At 65.5% G+C, this 15,316-nt stretch carries 11 protein-coding genes and 1 pseudogene; 7 read left to right on the top strand and 5 right to left on the bottom strand.

What is annotated here, in order from left to right; genetic code table 11:
- Positions 1 to 28 precede the first annotated feature (28 nt).
- Genes DVK44_RS37045 through DVK44_RS13605 form a run of 4 tightly spaced genes read right to left on the bottom strand, consistent with a single transcriptional unit; the run spans position 29 to position 4,774 of the window.
- Positions 29 to 1,141 (bottom strand): class I SAM-dependent methyltransferase, encoded by a 1,113-nt coding sequence (locus DVK44_RS37045; RefSeq protein WP_228447121.1) that lies wholly within the window; start codon positions 1,139 to 1,141, stop codon positions 29 to 31.
- The gene (locus tag DVK44_RS13615) at positions 1,138 to 2,487 is read right to left on the bottom strand and encodes a hypothetical protein (RefSeq protein ID WP_114659926.1); all 1,350 of its coding nucleotides are present in this window, start codon (positions 2,485 to 2,487) and stop codon (positions 1,138 to 1,140) included. The genes DVK44_RS37045 and DVK44_RS13615 overlap by 4 nt, the downstream gene beginning before the upstream one ends.
- Complete coding sequence (locus DVK44_RS13610) at positions 2,484 to 3,632, bottom strand: MFS transporter (RefSeq protein WP_114659925.1); 1,149 nt, start codon at positions 3,630 to 3,632, stop codon at positions 2,484 to 2,486. The genes DVK44_RS13615 and DVK44_RS13610 overlap by 4 nt, the downstream gene beginning before the upstream one ends.
- Positions 3,629 to 4,774 (bottom strand): ATP-grasp domain-containing protein, encoded by a 1,146-nt coding sequence (locus tag DVK44_RS13605; RefSeq protein ID WP_228447120.1) that lies wholly within the window; start codon positions 4,772 to 4,774, stop codon positions 3,629 to 3,631. The genes DVK44_RS13610 and DVK44_RS13605 overlap by 4 nt, the downstream gene beginning before the upstream one ends.
- A 732-nt stretch (positions 4,775 to 5,506) precedes the next feature.
- Between DVK44_RS13605 and DVK44_RS37875 the strand changes: the two are divergent.
- The 3 genes and pseudogenes from DVK44_RS37875 to DVK44_RS13595 form a co-directional block, all read left to right on the top strand.
- A pseudogene (locus tag DVK44_RS37875) lies at positions 5,507 to 5,890 on the top strand (helix-turn-helix domain-containing protein); the annotation flags it as partial.
- A gap of 94 nt (positions 5,891 to 5,984) precedes the next feature.
- Positions 5,985 to 6,599, top strand: coding sequence for an IS630 family transposase (locus DVK44_RS37040; RefSeq protein WP_228447615.1), 615 nt, complete (start codon positions 5,985 to 5,987; stop codon positions 6,597 to 6,599).
- A 368-nt stretch (positions 6,600 to 6,967) separates the two neighbouring features.
- Entirely contained in the window at positions 6,968 to 8,752 is a 1,785-nt protein-coding gene (locus DVK44_RS13595; protein ID WP_408055396.1) for an IS481 family transposase, read from the top strand.
- 294 nt (positions 8,753 to 9,046) lie between these two features.
- Here DVK44_RS13595 and DVK44_RS38025 read toward each other — a convergent pair.
- Positions 9,047 to 10,131 (bottom strand): IS630 family transposase gene (locus DVK44_RS38025; protein WP_456243356.1). Its coding sequence is split into 2 segments (ribosomal slippage): positions 9,047 to 9,685 and positions 9,688 to 10,131, totalling 1,083 coding nucleotides; the frame shifts between segments, so codons are not numbered across the junction.
- Between the two features lie 125 nt (positions 10,132 to 10,256).
- Here DVK44_RS38025 and DVK44_RS13580 point away from each other — a divergent pair.
- Genes DVK44_RS13580 through DVK44_RS13565 form a run of 4 tightly spaced genes read left to right on the top strand, consistent with a single transcriptional unit; the run spans position 10,257 to position 15,028 of the window.
- Positions 10,257 to 12,245: a P-loop NTPase fold protein gene (locus DVK44_RS13580; RefSeq protein WP_114659921.1), complete on the top strand. Its 1,989-nt coding sequence runs from the start codon at positions 10,257 to 10,259 to the stop codon at positions 12,243 to 12,245.
- A gap of 1 nt (position 12,246) precedes the next feature.
- On the top strand, positions 12,247 to 12,960 hold the full coding sequence (locus DVK44_RS13575) for a hypothetical protein (protein WP_114659920.1): 714 nt from the start codon (positions 12,247 to 12,249) through the stop codon (positions 12,958 to 12,960).
- Entirely contained in the window at positions 12,957 to 14,294 is a 1,338-nt protein-coding gene (gene qatC, locus DVK44_RS13570; RefSeq protein ID WP_114659919.1) for a Qat anti-phage system QueC-like protein QatC, read from the top strand. The genes DVK44_RS13575 and qatC overlap by 4 nt, the downstream gene beginning before the upstream one ends.
- On the top strand, positions 14,291 to 15,028 hold the full coding sequence (locus DVK44_RS13565) for a TatD family hydrolase (protein ID WP_114659918.1): 738 nt from the start codon (positions 14,291 to 14,293) through the stop codon (positions 15,026 to 15,028). The genes qatC and DVK44_RS13565 overlap by 4 nt, the downstream gene beginning before the upstream one ends.
- Positions 15,029 to 15,316 lie beyond the last annotated feature (288 nt).

The following is a 15,316-nucleotide window of genomic DNA, read 5'->3' as shown; positions in this document are numbered from 1 at the left end:
AAGGCCGCCGCAGGCAATCGACGTTGGATCAGGAAGTCCGCTCCCTGCCCTCCGGCTTCTGGAACAGGAGCATCGTCGAGGATCCGAACGCCTCGGTGTCGGTGCGCGTGGTGCTCACCAGGCTGAAGCCGTACCGGCTGATCTCCGCGGCCAAGGCGTCACCGGACCGTTCCGAGAAGGGGAGTACCTCCAGGCCGATGTTCTTCTCGCCGTCCGCGACCCGGATCCTTCTGGAGATCACCCGGCCCGGGACCAGTTCGTCAGCGACCTCTGTGTAGTCCGGAATGGAGAAGAAGCCCTTCCCCCACTCGCTCGCGCAGTGGTCCACGATGAAGTGACCGCCTGGGCGAAGGATGTCGAAGACACGGGAGATGTGACTGCCGCGCTGCTCCTCGTCGACAAGCATGTGGAGGCAGCCCATGTTCATGGCGAGGTCGAAGCTGCTCTCACCGAAGCCGCGAAGATAGATGATGTCGCGCTCCACGAACCCCGAGGTATCCAGGTTGGCGGCGGTGGCCAGCTCACGCGCGCGAGTCAGAGCCGAGTGCGACACATCGACCGAGACGACGTCGTGTCCCTGCGACAACAGGTACAGGGAGTCGCGTCCCTCACCGCATCCCAGGTCGATGATCTGTCCGGAGAAGACGTCCGGTCGCTCCCGGAGTATCTGGAGGAGTGAGGCGTTCGGCTCCGCCGACTCCCACAGCTCAGCGCCGTTCTCGTACACGGTTCGGTAGCGGTCCTCGTAGCCGTAGTAGTAGTCGCCGATCGAGCCGACGATGCTCCGTACGTCGTCGCTGGTGGGCGAGAACTCTGCCGGCGAGGCCGTGACGTCCGTCGCCGCGCCCAGCACCATGAGCGTGGTGTCGTCGAGCAGCCCGATCGCAAGAATGTACTGCGACTCGTCGCACTCGACCGGCTCGCCGACCCCGAAGGGCGCACAACACTCCTTCAGCGTGTCCAGTGTGAGCGCGGCGGTCTTCTCACATATGAAGAGCGCTGCTCGTCCCCGGGTCACCTTGGCGGCGAAGCCGGACGAGCTGTCCAGCTGCCAGACGGTGGTTCGGTCGGCGAGTTTGATCTCGGCCAGCTGCGTACCCTCGGGCGTGGCTTCGTCGAGAATCGCCTGGTAGTAGCTCACTTCAGTACCCCCTGTGTGTCGTGCTGCGTGTGGTGTTCGGATGTGCGCAGAGCCGCCAGACGGTCTTCGTACGCCTGGACTACCGGGCCCTGATGCCGGAAGATCCGGCCGAAGTCGCGAATGTCCCGCGCGACTTCGTAGTTCTGGCAGCGAAGAGCGGCTTCGATTCCGGTGAGCTCGATGACGTCGCGCTGAGCGTTGCTGCCACCCATCGGAAACGCACGACGGAACGAGCCGGCCAGCCGGGCCGAGGCGTCGGCGTAGTCGCCAGTGGTGAAGGACCGGAAGCCGAGGAATATGTCGACCATTTCCTCGGACAACTCCTTGTCGCGTGCCCGGGCCGCTGCCAGAAGCGAGTCGGCACGGCCGTATTCCCCGACCTGGCAGTAGGTGATGTACGCGTGGAAGTCGTTGAAGAGATACCAGCTCTCCTCCAGGTAGGGCTCCCAGTCCTGGAAGAGTGACCGCCAGTAGGCGGAGAGGTCCAGCGACGGTCGGACGAGGGCGAGACGCCAGAGGAGCGTGACGGCGTCGAGGTCCTCGGCCGACCGCAGTGACGTCTTCCTGCGGATGCCGACGCGGTAACACGCCAGTACTTCCTTGATGTTGTCGGCGTAGAGCTCGAACAACGCGTAGTGCCACCAGATGTGGATACGCATGGGGGTCGAGCCGTTCCGGCCGCGCATGTACTCCCGGATGTACCGGGAGCCCTCCTCGTGGCGACCTGTCTCGTAGAGGCAGTGCACCATCGCGTGCATCGCGTAGATGTCGTCGGGGTTGAGTGCGAGGGCGGTCCGACAGCGTTCGATCGCGGCCGGGATCAGGCCGTTCTCCTCAAGTGCGAACGCGTACAGCCCGTTCAGGTAGCCGATGACCGGGTCATCGGCCGTGAAGACCTCGATGGCCTCCGCCGTCGACGCCAGCATGTGCGGTGCGTCGCCGAGGTAGAAGTCCAGCATGTGCACGGTGAAGACCGACACGGCATCCCCGGGATACGTGTCGACGATGCTCTGGAAGCTGTCTCGGGCGGCGATCAGATCTCCCTCAGCCCAGGAACCGATGGCGGAGAGCATTGCAATGGTCCGGGGCTCGGCCAGGCCGGTCTCGAGGAGGGAGGCGTGGATTGTCGCGGCCTGCATGACCGCCGGCCGCTCCATGGAGCTCAGAAGGTCTACGGCGAGCATCAGCTGGAGTGCGACGGGCGGGGTGGGCCGAGCGGACGGACGACATCGTTCGTGGTCCAGTTTCATGGAGACCAGTTGCACGATCGCACTCTCGACGAGCTCCATGTCCGACGGCTGGTCGACAAGATGCGGAACGCCTCGGGAATCGGTGAGCACTGTCATTCGGACACCTCGATCGGTATGAGTCGACTGCTCTGGACCTTGCGAATTCCGTGGAACGCGAGGACAAGCAGCAGTGTCAGTGCGAACGGGGCCAGCCAGATGTGGGTGGAGAAGTACCTTCCGCACGCCAGGACCGCGGCCAACAGCACGAGTGAGGAGGCGTTGGCGTTCGCCACGATCGCACCGACCTGTCGTGGCGAGAAAGCCGAAGCCGCCTCCGCGCGAAGGAGCACTCTCATGGAGCCGAAGGCGCATCCGAGGGCGAAGATGGCGACCATCTGCGGCGCTCCGAACACCGGGACGGAGAGCCAGAGCGCCATCGCCGCGGCCACGGCAAGAGCGGCTCCCACCAGCACCCAGGACCCCAGGCTCTTCGTCAGACGATGCAGGAAGGTTCCTGCGACAGCCATTCCGATGCCGAGGAACATGTCCATGATTCCGACGGCGAGCATGCTCTCGCCGTTGGCAAGGGCCTGCAACGGCAGCATGAGATTGAACGTTCCCAGGATGGGCCAGACGAGCATGAAGGCGAGGAGGTACATGATACTGAGGCTGCCCTGGCTTTTCGGCCCGGCCTCCTGCGGCGTCTGCTCCGTGGAGGTGGCGGTCCGGTGTGATCCCAGACTCATGACCGCGACAGCGGCGAAGAGGACGGCGCAGACGACCACTACCCACTCGGCCCGGATCACGCGAGTGAACAGCGGGGCGAACAGCGGGCCGACCATGAGCGCGACCTGGTTGACGGTCATCGTCAGCGAACTGTGCTTGCGCAGGACGACGTCGTCGAGCCCCGACGCTTCGTCGTTGAACCAAATCTCCCAGGTTGATTCCAGGAAGAAGAAGAAGATCCACAGAACGAAGTTCAGGGCTACGACCACGTGCACGTGGTCGTAGACGGCCGCCATCAGGAGCAGGGTCAGGGAGACCCCGGAGAGCCCTGCGGCGGTCATCCTGGCTCCGCCGGCGATCGGACAGAAGCGGATCAACGGCGGAACGAAGACGGCGGGTACGAAGGAGAGCGCCGTCGAGATGGCGAGTGCGTCATAGCCGCCCCCTTGCGAGGAGGCGATGTGCCAGTTCAGGAGCAGCAGCACCACTCCGTTGAAGAACCGGTAGAGACCGGAGTAGAGGGTGTACCGCGTCACTCGCTGACCGTCTCACCGCTCACGAAGATCTGGTCGGACAACTCGTTCGCCATGGTCACCGGTAGCAGGGTCTTCTCGCTGAACAATTCGTCCCATTCCAATTCCACAAGGCCCTCCCTGGTGCTCCAGTTCTTGGCGGCCTGTGAGAGATCCCCTTGCTTGGCACTGATGTTGATGCTCCGCACCTCGGGCGGCAGCGGTTTCCCGTCGAGGATGTCCTGGATCCTGCCGGGCGCGGCCTTGAGGAACGCGATCGCCGAGGTTCTGGTGGGCACCGCACCGACGACGACGTCAAGAAGATCGGAGCCGAGATACGAGCCGACGTGCAGCCGATAAGGGTTCAGCGAGTACACCCTCTCGACCTGGTCCATGATCCCGTCGCCGCCCGGCCGGGCGGCCACCTCGATCACCCAGGCCGTCCCGTCCGGGTCGAACTTGATCTCCACATGAGCAAGACCCCGATCGATGCCCAGCGCGGTACAGGCCCGTACTGCGAGGTCGGTCAGCACCGGGTCTCCGGTGCGGTGGCTCGGCACTAGGTGCGCGACCTCGGCGAACCAAGGGCGGGGGGACAGGTACTTCTCGGTCACGGCGAGCACCTGTGCGCGGCCGGCGCCGCAGAGTACCTCGACTGACACCTCTTCGTCGGAGTCGATGAACTGCTCGACGAGGTACTTGTCGCCGAGGATGTTGAACGACGATCCGTACTGCGCGATGACGGCCTTCGACTCCGCGAGACCGGCGACCGCCTCCTCGCGTGTGGTGGCCAGGACGACCCCGCCGCTGCCGCCGAAGTCGTACGGCTTGATGACCACGGGCAGACCGACGGACTCAATGGCGTCGAGCAACTCCTGCTCTGACTGCACGAGTCGGGAGTCAGGCGCCTGGACGCCGGCGGCCAGAAATGTCTGCTTCATCGCGTACTTGTTTCGGGCATTGGTCACCGTCGTGGCGTCCAGTCCGCCCAGTCCGAGGGCGCGGTTCACGGTGTTCGCGGAATCCACGGTCCAGTCGTTGAGCGGAATGATCATCCTGGGGTGCCAACCCTGTGCGGATTGTTCGTGGATGGCCCTCAGTAGGGAATCAGAGTCCTTGGGATCGGCGGACAGCATGTTGTCGAACGTGCGGTTCGGTTTGCGCACGGGGTCTTCCGTGGCTGCCCAGACGGGGAGATCAACGGCCTGTTTTGCTCCCGAGAAGGCTCGTTCGCGGAGATACTGGTCCGCTCCGAGTAGGAGTACGTATTCTTCCGTTTGCATGGATTTACTCCCGACGTTCAAGGATCCCTCGGCGCGCTCATGTTTATTGTTGGCATTGTCGCTTGGGATCGAATGAGAAAACGTGAATCAATTCGCGACTGAGAGGGTCCGCCGCTACCTGGGCGCAGCGATTTGTATTCTCGCCTCAATCGACACGTCAACTAAACAGCTTACGTGGACCCCCTGCCGCAAGATCGTAGCCATCGGCGAGAGTGACCCGCAAGAGATCGTTTTCGGACCTGGCGTGAAAAGGTGACCTGCCGTGCCTTGGTTCATCTTCTGGGGCATGGCTCCGCAGTGATCGCGTGACGCGTCCCGGAGTGCCGCGCGCCGATGCTTCTGTGCTTCCGGTGCTGGTGAAGGGCGTCGGGTTGGTGGCCCGCCTGGGCTGTCGGTGTGGCCGACATTACATCTCGCGGCGAGTCGGTCGACCGGGCTTCGCCTGGATTCTCCGGTCCAGTTTGAATAGATTGACGTAACTGGTGGCGGTATTTTCCCGGTCGGTGTCGAATATTTCAGACGTGTAAATTAATGTCATAGTCGAGGCGTTGGTTCGGCCTAGTGTCTCGTGATTCCGTCAGCGTTACTTGATCTTTTGTGGCAGGGTCGCTCGGTATGAAGCTCTCCGCGGAACAGGCCGTCGTGTTGCGGGAGTTGGTGAACAGTCGAGACGTGCCTGCCGGCATAGCGACGCGGGGCCGGATCGTGCTGTGGTCGAGTGAAGGCCGTCGGCGCAAGGACATTGCCGAGCTGCTTGGCGTATCGCTGCCGACGGTGGACCGCTGGAAGTGGCGTTATGCCGAGTTCGGACTGGCCGGGCTGGAAGGCGATCGGCCCGGCGGGGCCCGGGAACAGGTGCCCGCGCGGGTGCGGGCCCGCGTGATCGCGCTGACGCGCATGACGCCGCCGGACGGCACCGGCCTTTCGCACTGGTCCACACGCGAGTTGGCGAAGTACCTGAAGCAGGTCGAGAACATCACTGTGTCCTGGCACTACATCGCGCGGATCTGGCGGGAGGAGAGTCTGAAGCCGCACCGGTCCGGCACTTTCAAGCTTTCCAAAGACCCGCGTTCGCGGAGAGGGTGGCCGATGGATCGGTCTGTACCTGGCGCCGCCGGGCGGCGCGGTGGTCCTCTCGATCGACGAAAAGACACAGATCCAGGCGCTGGACCGGACCCAGCCGGTGCTGTCGGTCGCCTTCGCGGTGAGCGAGCGGCGCACCGCCGACTACATCCGGCATGGCACCATGAACCTCTTCGCCGCCCTGAACGTGACCACCGGCGAAGTACTCGGCGAGTGCAGGCCGACCCGGAACGGCAAGGATTTCCTCGCCTTCTTGAAGAAGGCGTTGAAGCCGCACGCGGGGAAGGACATCCATGTGGTCCTGGACAACCTCTCGACGCACACCACCCCGGAGGTCAAGGAGTGGCTGGCGAAGAACCCGCACGTCCACTTCCATTTCACTCCCGTCGGCCCCTCGTGGCTGCACCAGATCAAGATCTGGTTCGGAATCCTGACCCGGCAGTCCATCCGCCGCGGCACGTTCTCCAGCGTTAACGTACTGGTCAAACAGATCCGCGACTACATCAACTCCTGGAACACGACGGCGAAACCGTTCACCTGGACCGCGACCGCCGGCGAAGTCCTTGCGAAGGTCCGACTCGTCGCGACCAACGTGAAGAAACTCGTAAATAACAACTCGAACTGACATGAACAGGGTCACGAGACACTAGTGGCCGCGAAGTGCCCGGCGTGCTCAGGTAGAGCATCAGTTTTCTACGACAAGATCGCATCTTCGCCCACGGCGACCCTTCTCGTACCCACGGCCTTGCAGTGCCCAATGTGCCGCCTTGAGCTGGTGACTCCAGATGAGATCGTCGCCTCTGGAACACGGATTCAGGCACTCACGCTGCCTCCGTAACCTCTGGAATCGCTGTTCCCCGGAATGAGTGACTGTGCAGTCCCAGCTCTTCCTTGACGCCGTTGTTGCTGGACTTGCTTGACGGTCGAGGGAGACTCTTGATGGTCCAGGCACATCCCTTACGGACGCCGCTCGTTGGTACGGGCATGGGTGAGATAGCTGATCCTGCCGAGACCGCAGGTGAGGACTGGACAGTTGAGCATCGATTCCGGGCCGTGGTGGAGGTGCTGGATGGTGCGCCGGTGGCTGAGGTCGCCCGTCGGTACGGCACATCGCGGCAGTCGCTGCACACCTGGCTGCGGCGATTCCGTGAGGGTGGGCGGGACGGGTTGAAGGACCGCTCGCGTCGACCACACACCTCGCCGTCGCGGGTACCGGTCGAAGTCGAGCTCGCGATCTGCCAACTGCGACAGAGCTACCCGAAGTGGGGTGCCCGACGGATTGCCCACGAGCTGGCCGTGCGCGGGGTTGCGGAGGCGCCGAGCCGCTCCACAGTGCACCGTGTGCTGGTCCGCAACGGGCTCGTCAGCCACCAGGTCCAGGTCCACCGCCGCGTCTACAAACGATGGCAGCGTGACGCGCCTATGCAGTTGTGGCAGATGGACCTGATGGGCGGGGTGTTTCTGGCCGACGGGCGAGAGTGCAAGCTCCTCACCGGGATCGATGACTGCTCCCGGTTCATCGTGATCACCACGGTGCTCGTCCAACCGAGCGGGCGGGCCGTGTGCCAGGCATTCATCGAGGCGATGCGTCGCTTCGGGGTCCCCTCGGAGGTGCTGACCGACAACGGCAAACAGTTCACCGGCCGGTACTCCAAACCCCTGCCCACCGAGGTCATGTTCGAGCGCGTCCTGCGCGAGAACGGCATCAACCAGCGGCTGACCAAGCCCAGGTCACCGACCACGACCGGGAAAATCGAACGCTTTCACAAGACCTTGCGGCGCGAGATGCTGGACCACGCCGGCCCCTTCGCCGACCCGGCCGCTGCACAGGCTGCAATCGACGCCTGGGTTCACAGTTACAACCACACCCGGCTCCACCAGTCGCTCGAGATGGCGACCCCAGCCCAGGTCTTTCGCCCGCACACGCTCACGATCGATCCACCGCGGGCCGTGGAAGCCGTGCCAGCGGTGCCGATGGCCCGGCCAGCCGAACCCATGCGGCTTCCGATGCTCCCGCCACCGGGCTCGTCCGAGGACAACATCCCGCTCCAGGCCGTGGAGTTCGAGGCCGTGATCGCCCCCAGTCGGCACGTGAATCTCCCGCAACGGCAGAGCCTGAAGTTCAGCCCCACCTTGGTCGGCCGCACCGTCACCGTCTGGGCGAGCCACCACACCGTCCACGTCCTGCTCGACGGACAACTGGTCCGGACCCGCTCGATGAGCTTCACCGACGCCGACCTGAACTGGCTGATCATGCGCGGTGGACGGCCCGGCGGGACGGAACCCCAGGGCGGCATCAGAGCCGACAAGCCCCTCGCCCCCATGTCCGTGGTCGAGGTCGACCGCAAGGTGACCAAGGACGGCGTGGTCTCGCTCGGGCAGACGCCCGTTGCCGTCGGCGCCGGCCTGATCGGCAAGCACGTCACCCTGCGCTTCGACGGCAGCATGATGTATGTGATCCATGCCGGGCTTCTGGTCAAGACACTGCCCGCAGCCATCCCCTACCAGCGCCGCGCGAAACTCACCGGCGCACGGGTCGCCACGACACCGCTGCCCCCGCCTCCCTCACAGCCACGACGGGCCATCCGGCGCGTCGGCGCGGACGGCACCTTCGAAGTCGCCCGACAAAAGCTCCGGCCGGGCATCGCCCACGCTGGCAAGAGCGTCACCGTGGTGATCGAGGAGACCTGCTTCCGCGTCCTGGACGGCGAGGTCGAGATCTCCACCCACCCCCGCAAGGGCGGCGCCGTCCTGCGCTTCATCGCCGACTCCCGCTGACGTCAAGCATCACCCGGAACCGTCAAGCATCCCGCGAGACACCGTCAAGTAAGTCCCGAGACCGAGCCGTCAAGCATCTCTCCGGACCTCACAAGCGGGGAGCACTACAAGGCCGTTGACAATGAGCGTTGACGAGTCGTCTGAGGGCTGAGGACCCCGAAGCCTCCGCTGGGGCGGGTGACCCTGTGTCACCCAACCGTCGTTCCTGGACCAGATCTACACCGACGAGCGGGAAACAGTGTTGGCAGTCTCTCACCAGTCAACCGAGTCGTCCTTATGGTGACTTCGAGACATCTACTGAGGTTGTAGGCGTGGTGTCGTCAGTGTGAGGCCGGTCCCGGTGAGGTATCCGTCGATGATGTCGCTGCGGTATTGGATCTGGCGGAGGCTGTGCCGTAGCTGGCGGATGAGGTGGTCGGGGTCGGTGAAGGCGGTGTTGGCCTGGGTGGTCCGACGGAGTACTGACCAGATGCCTTCGACGGGGTTGAGGTCGGGTGCGTAGGGCGGCAGGTGGTGGGCGGTGATCCAGTCCTGTGCGTCGATGAAGGCCCGCATGCGGCGGTCTTTGTGGACGTTCAGGTTGTCCCGTATGAGGACGATGGGTCCGTCGAGCTGCTGGTGGGCGGCGATGAGGAGGTCGCGGTACTCGGTCCGGGCGAAGCTCTTGCGGCCGCCGCTCTTGTGGTCGGTATGCCGTTTGGGCCGGTGGATCAGGCGGGAGCGTTCGCCGGGCTGGTAGCAGCACAGGGCTGCCACGGAGAAGCGACGCCGGGAACGGCCCCGGACGCGGATGACCGGGGTGGATCCGCGTCTGCCCCACGTGCGTGAGGTCGGCGGCGTCATCGAGAATCCGGCCTCGTCCTCGAAGACGGTCCAGGCCCCGAGCGCCGCCGCGGTGGTTCCAGGTGCGGCCACACCTCCTTCACCCGGCCGGCGACGGCTGCCTCGTCGCGCTCGACGGCACGACGGGCCGGAACCTGATGGCTCCAGTCACGGCGCCGCAGCATCTGGGAGATCCCCGACAGCGTCATGGACTTGTGGAACCGTCGGCCGATCAACGTCTTGATCCGGGCGAGCGTCCACCGCTGGTCCGGCCAGCCGTGAGCGACCGGTCCCTTGGCCAACTCCTCCTCGAGCACCGCGAACAGTCGGTCATTCAGCTTCGGACGGGACACCGGGCCGCGGGAACGGACCGCGTCCTGGCCGGCCTCCCGCCAGGACCGCCGCCACCGCTGAACCGACCGGACGCTGACCCGTAACTCCTTCGCGATCTCCGTACTGCCACGTCCGTCGGCGAACATGGCGACCGCTTCCATCCGGACCCGCTCGCGAAATGCTTGCCTCTCCGCGGTCAGACCCCCACCCTGCGGATACCTCATACCTCCGGCATACCGCGACGATCACCAACCGTCAGCCCCTACGACAAGACGACTTCAAGGTCAGTAACCCCAGATAGGATCATCGGCACACAAAGGTGTGTGATGGAGGGGGCTGTGAGCGCGACGTGTGGTCAGACAACGAAACCGACCTCGATCTGCTCGGATTCGACTTTCTGGTCGATGAGCTTGTGGTGGCTTTGACCCAGCCTCAGCTACTTCCGCTGACCGTGGGTGTTCTGGGCGGCTGGGGCTCGGGCAAGAGCAGTCTGCTGAAGATCGTTTCTGCGGAGCTCGGTCAGATGGTCGGCCCGGAGTCCGGTCGTTACGTTGTGGTGTCCTTCAGCCCGTGGCAGTACGAGGGCTATGAGGACATCAAGACAGCGCTCATGGAGTCGGTACTGACGCGTCTCGGCAGCCTCGTGGAAGAAGAAACACCCGAGGCCGAGGAGGTTGGCAGGCTGCACCGGATGGTCGACCGGCTCAGGCGACCGGCACGTCGGCTGGGGCAAGCCGCTCTGTCTGCCGCACCCACCGGAGTGGCAATGGCTGCCGCCCTCGCCGACCCGGCCTTGGGTGACATGGCGTCCGCCTTTACCCAGCAAGCCCTCGCCGGAGTAGCGCCCGCATCCTCCGACGGGACGGACGACACTCTCCCACCGCAGGGCGAGGCAGAGCAGCTGTATGTGGACGTGGGCACTTTCCGGCATCGATTCTCCGAACTCTTGGCGTCGCTGCCCCAGGTCAGTGCGGTGATTGTGATGATTGATGATCTGGACCGTTGCCTGCCCCCGACCGTCGTCGGCACGTTCGAGGCGATCCGGCTCTTTTTGAACGTAGAAAAGAGCGCGTTCGTCATCGCTGCGCATGCCGAGGTCGTACAGGCCGCCATTGACATGCGCTACCCGGGGCTGGGGCGCCCTGGCACCACGGGTCTGGGCGCCGAGTATCTAGAAAAGATGCTGCAGGTCAAGGTCAACATCCCCGCTCTCTCGGCCCCCGAAGCCGAGACGTATATGCACCTCCTGCTCGCTCAGTCCCACCTCGACGAAGCATCCTTCACGCAGGTCAAGGACGCGGTCGCACGGCGCAGGCGGCAGAGTGCCCTTGCCGTCGCTCTCAACGCGGGGCTGGCGGCCCAGACACTGGGCCAACAAATGCCCGAACGCCTTCGTTCGGACATGTCGTGGGCCGCTCAGACCGCCCCGGTCCTGGGAAGCGGACTGCGCGGTAACCCGCGGCAGATCAAACGGTTCATGAATACGCTGACTCTCCGGCTGGCCAGTGCCGAGCGGAGGGGGACCACGCTCAGTCCGAAGGTTCTGGCGAAACTGATGGTGCTGGAGGAGCAACATCTGTCGGACTTCCAGAAACTGTTCGACTGGCAAGTCCAGGGCCCCGAGGCGGTGAACCGGTTGGCTGCTGCCGAGCGACACGTGCAGCCACCGTCGCCCGCTCCGGTCGGCGACGCCGGGCAGCCGGGGACACCGCAGAACACGAGCGGGCGGCGCGGGTCTTCGCAGCGGCGGGCAGGCACGGCACCGAGCGCGCCTGCCCCAGACTCATCCGGCGGGGAACTCGACGAGGAAGTGCGGGCCTGGGCGGACAAACCGCACATTGCAGCGTGGCTGCTGCTGGATCCTCCGCTGGCGAATGTGGACCTGGGCCCTTATTTCACCTTCGCCCGGGCCCGTCTCACCCTCGCCGCCAGCACCGCGCGGCTTCCCGCCCAGGTCCAGGAGCTGCTGGGTAAGCTCCAGTCCGACGTACGTGGACAGCGCCGGGCCGCAGTGGGATCGGTAACTGAATCGGTGTCGGAGCAGGATCTTCCTGTACTCGTCGAGCACTTGCTCCAGATCGTCCTCAGGGACCCGACCGGTCCCGCGACGGACGGTGCCCTGGAACTCGGGCAGGCCGTATCGTCCGTGGTTCCTGCGCTGTGCGAGGCCCTGCGGATGATTCCGCTGGACACACTGCGCTCGAAACTGACCACCATCGTGCGCCGGCTGCCCGCCAACGATCCGTCGGTGGTGGCGCTTTTGGACGGCTGGCAGAACAGCCCACACCCGATCAGTCGGTTGGTCGGAGAGCTTCGCCAGAGCGGAACGGGAGGCTGAGATGGGCACCTCCACCGACCGGACCAGCGGCTCCGGCGGAGCCTGGACGGGACTGAAGCACGCCGCCACGGCCTACACCCGCGACATCAGCAGTGGCAGCGCGGCGCGTCAGCGTGCAGCGATGGTCCTGGCACGACACGTCCCGGTGCTGGGCGGAGCCGGGGGAGCGGCAGCCGGTGCTGGCGCGGGCCGCACTGCTGCACAGCGGCTGGGTGGCCTGCTGGCCGGGGTGGCCTCAGGCGGCCTCGGGCAGGCCCTGCAGCAGGCCGGGCTGGGTGACCTGGTAGGGCGCGACCGGTATGAGGTCGTTGACGAGCTGGTCACGTCTCTCGCCGGAGCGGGCGGAGACCTGGACGCCCAGGCGGCTCGCGACGCGGTGTGCGACGTACTCGAGGAATTCTTTGCCGAAGCCGACTCCTGGGAGGAGTTGGAGGCTGCTGCGGCCAGCCGTAGCGACGTAGAGCGACTGCTGGAACTGTTCTTGACGCACTACATCTACAACCGTGTGCCCGTCGTGGCGGAGCGGCTGGGCAGCATCAACGACCCCGAGGCCGCCAGGCGGGCCGACCGTCAGATGCGGCAGATCATCGAAGACTGTGTGGCTATCAAGGTACAAGGCGACCCATGGCGTGTGGACTGGTCTGGTCCCCACGGGCGACAGATCGTCGACAGCGCGCTGCAGCTTGCCTACACCGCCCTGGAGGAACTGGCGTGAGCGTATTCGTGGTACGCACCAAGACCCTTCGCGCAGCGGAGGAGGGCGACGACGTCCTGCTGGACTTCGTCCCGGGCTCCGCCCACGCCACCGTCCAGGCGGGGCAAGGGTTCTTCCGCAGTTTTACCCCGACACGCGCTGCGGCCGATCTGATGCTGTTGTCATTCGGCGCCTACGTGACGGACCGGATCAGCGCACGCAGCGCCACAGCAGATGCTTGGACCCGCGACCTGCACCTGCAGTTCCCGGTGGAAACAGCTGCAGGATGGCCGGTCGCCGTCGCACAGGAAGCGTTGCGTTTCCTGACAGGAGACCGCTGGACGCTCACGGCCCGACAACAGTCCGCCCCTGTAATGGAAGCTGCGGCGGACCAGGACCGCGGGCGCGTGGTCGCAGACGGAGTCTGCCTCTTCTCCGGGGGCTTGGACTCACTGTGCGGCGTCATCGACCTGCTTGAGACGGATCCCGGCCTCCGGCTGTGCCTACTGTCGCACTACGAGGGGGGACAGACCCCCGCTGCACAGACACGGCTGTTGAGACGCCTCTCGGCCCGGTACGGACGCCGGGTGACGTCGCTGCGTCTCTTCCTGCGCCCTGCTCCCGCGCACCCCGCCCAGGCCCGGGTGCTGCCCGAGAGCCGAGAGACCACCACCCGCTCCCGCTCGGCTATGTTCTTGAGCACCGCACTGGCGATCGCCTCATCGCTCGGCCCCGACGTTCCGGTGTACCTGCCCGAAAACGGCTACATCGGACTCAACGCGCCTCTGACCCGCGCACGGGCCGGAAGCCTGAGCACCCGTACGACCCACCCGCACTTCCTCACCCTGTTCACCGGACTCAAGAACGAGGCAGGGGTGACCAATCCACTCATCAACCCCTACCGCCTGATGACCAAGGGCGAAATGCTCACCACCAACCCCAACCAGGACCTGCTACGGGAACTCGCCCCGGCCAGCATCTCCTGCTCCCATCCCGAAGCGGCCCGCTACGACGGCCGCGCTCAGGGGAACTGCGGCTACTGCTTCCCTTGCCTGATCCGGCGCGCCTCAATGGCCAAAGTTGGATGGGACCAGGCCGCCGACTACGCCTGGGACGCCCTCACCGACCCCCACCTCCTCGATGCGGCCACCCACCGCAGCGCCGACCTGCGCGCCGTCCTCGCCGGCACCCGCCCCGGCCGGCCCGCCATCGACGTACTGCGCAACGGACCTCTTCCCCGCGGCGAACGGCGCCTCTTCCTCGACGTGTGGCGCCGCGGCAGCGACGAGGTGCGCGGCTGGCTCACCGCAGGAGCCCAAGGCGACCTGGCCGGCCTTCTGGACACGGACACGTGAACACGCTGTGGGACACCCACTGCCACCTGACCGGCTACCGTGACCCCATCGCCATCCTCGACGAGGCTACACAGGCCGATGTCGACGTCGTGGCCGTCACCGAAGACCCCGGCGAATACCGCCTGTTGCGAGCCCGCCTCGGCCGACGAAGCGGGGTCACCCCGGCCCTGGGCATGCACCCCCTGCGCGCTCACTCCTTCACTCCGGCCGATCTCGCCCGTTTCCTGCGCATGCTCTCCCAGGCCACCTGGATCGGGGAGGTTGGACTGGACTTCTCTCCCGCCGGGCGTGCCACCCGCAACGCCCAGACCCGCATCTTCGAAGCCATCCTCGGCGACCCGCGCGCCCGCAGCCTGCCCATGACCATCCACAGCCGCGGCGCCGAAAAGGAAATCATCAACCGTCTGCTGCAGATCGACGTCAGTTCCGCGATCCTGCACTGGTACACAGGTCCTGCGACGCTTATCGACAACGCCTTGGTGGCTGGCGCCTACTTCTCATTCAATCCCGCCATGACGGCAACCGCCAAGGGGCAAACGCTGCTCGGGGCTCTGCCCATGGACCGGGTCCTGCTGGAGACCGACGGCCCCTTCACCCGGGTCGGGGCCCGCCCCGCCCGCCCCGGCGACCTACCGCGCATGCTCGGCCATCTCGCCGCCCGATGGGCTCTGTCCCCTGACGACGTCATCCGACAGGTCCGCGACAACCAGCAGCGGCTCCACACATCTGTGTAACAAGCTGTGGTGTGGGGCCCGGTAGGGATCTTTGCGACGGGAGGTGCATGAGAAGGCCGAAGACTCACCTGCAGGGCCCCGTCACCCTCTGCGGCCCCTGTCAACGGCCTTTCGTTCTCCCCGTCAGCGGTCGCGGGAACAGCCTCCCGGCTACGCTAGAGCAGCTTCCCTTGGAGCGATCCGTTCGGAGGGCAGGGTTATCGCAGGAGGTCTGTGGGAGGCCGACAACCTGGGTGAACCTGCTTCTTGTCGCCGACGGTGCCCTTCCCGGTGGCCAGCCGGTGGCCG

The organism is Streptomyces paludis (assembly GCF_003344965.1).
Lineage (GTDB): Bacteria > Actinomycetota > Actinomycetes > Streptomycetales > Streptomycetaceae > Streptomyces > Streptomyces paludis.
The sequence above is the reverse complement of the archived record's forward strand: the minus strand, read 5'-3'. Positions and strand labels throughout refer to the sequence as shown.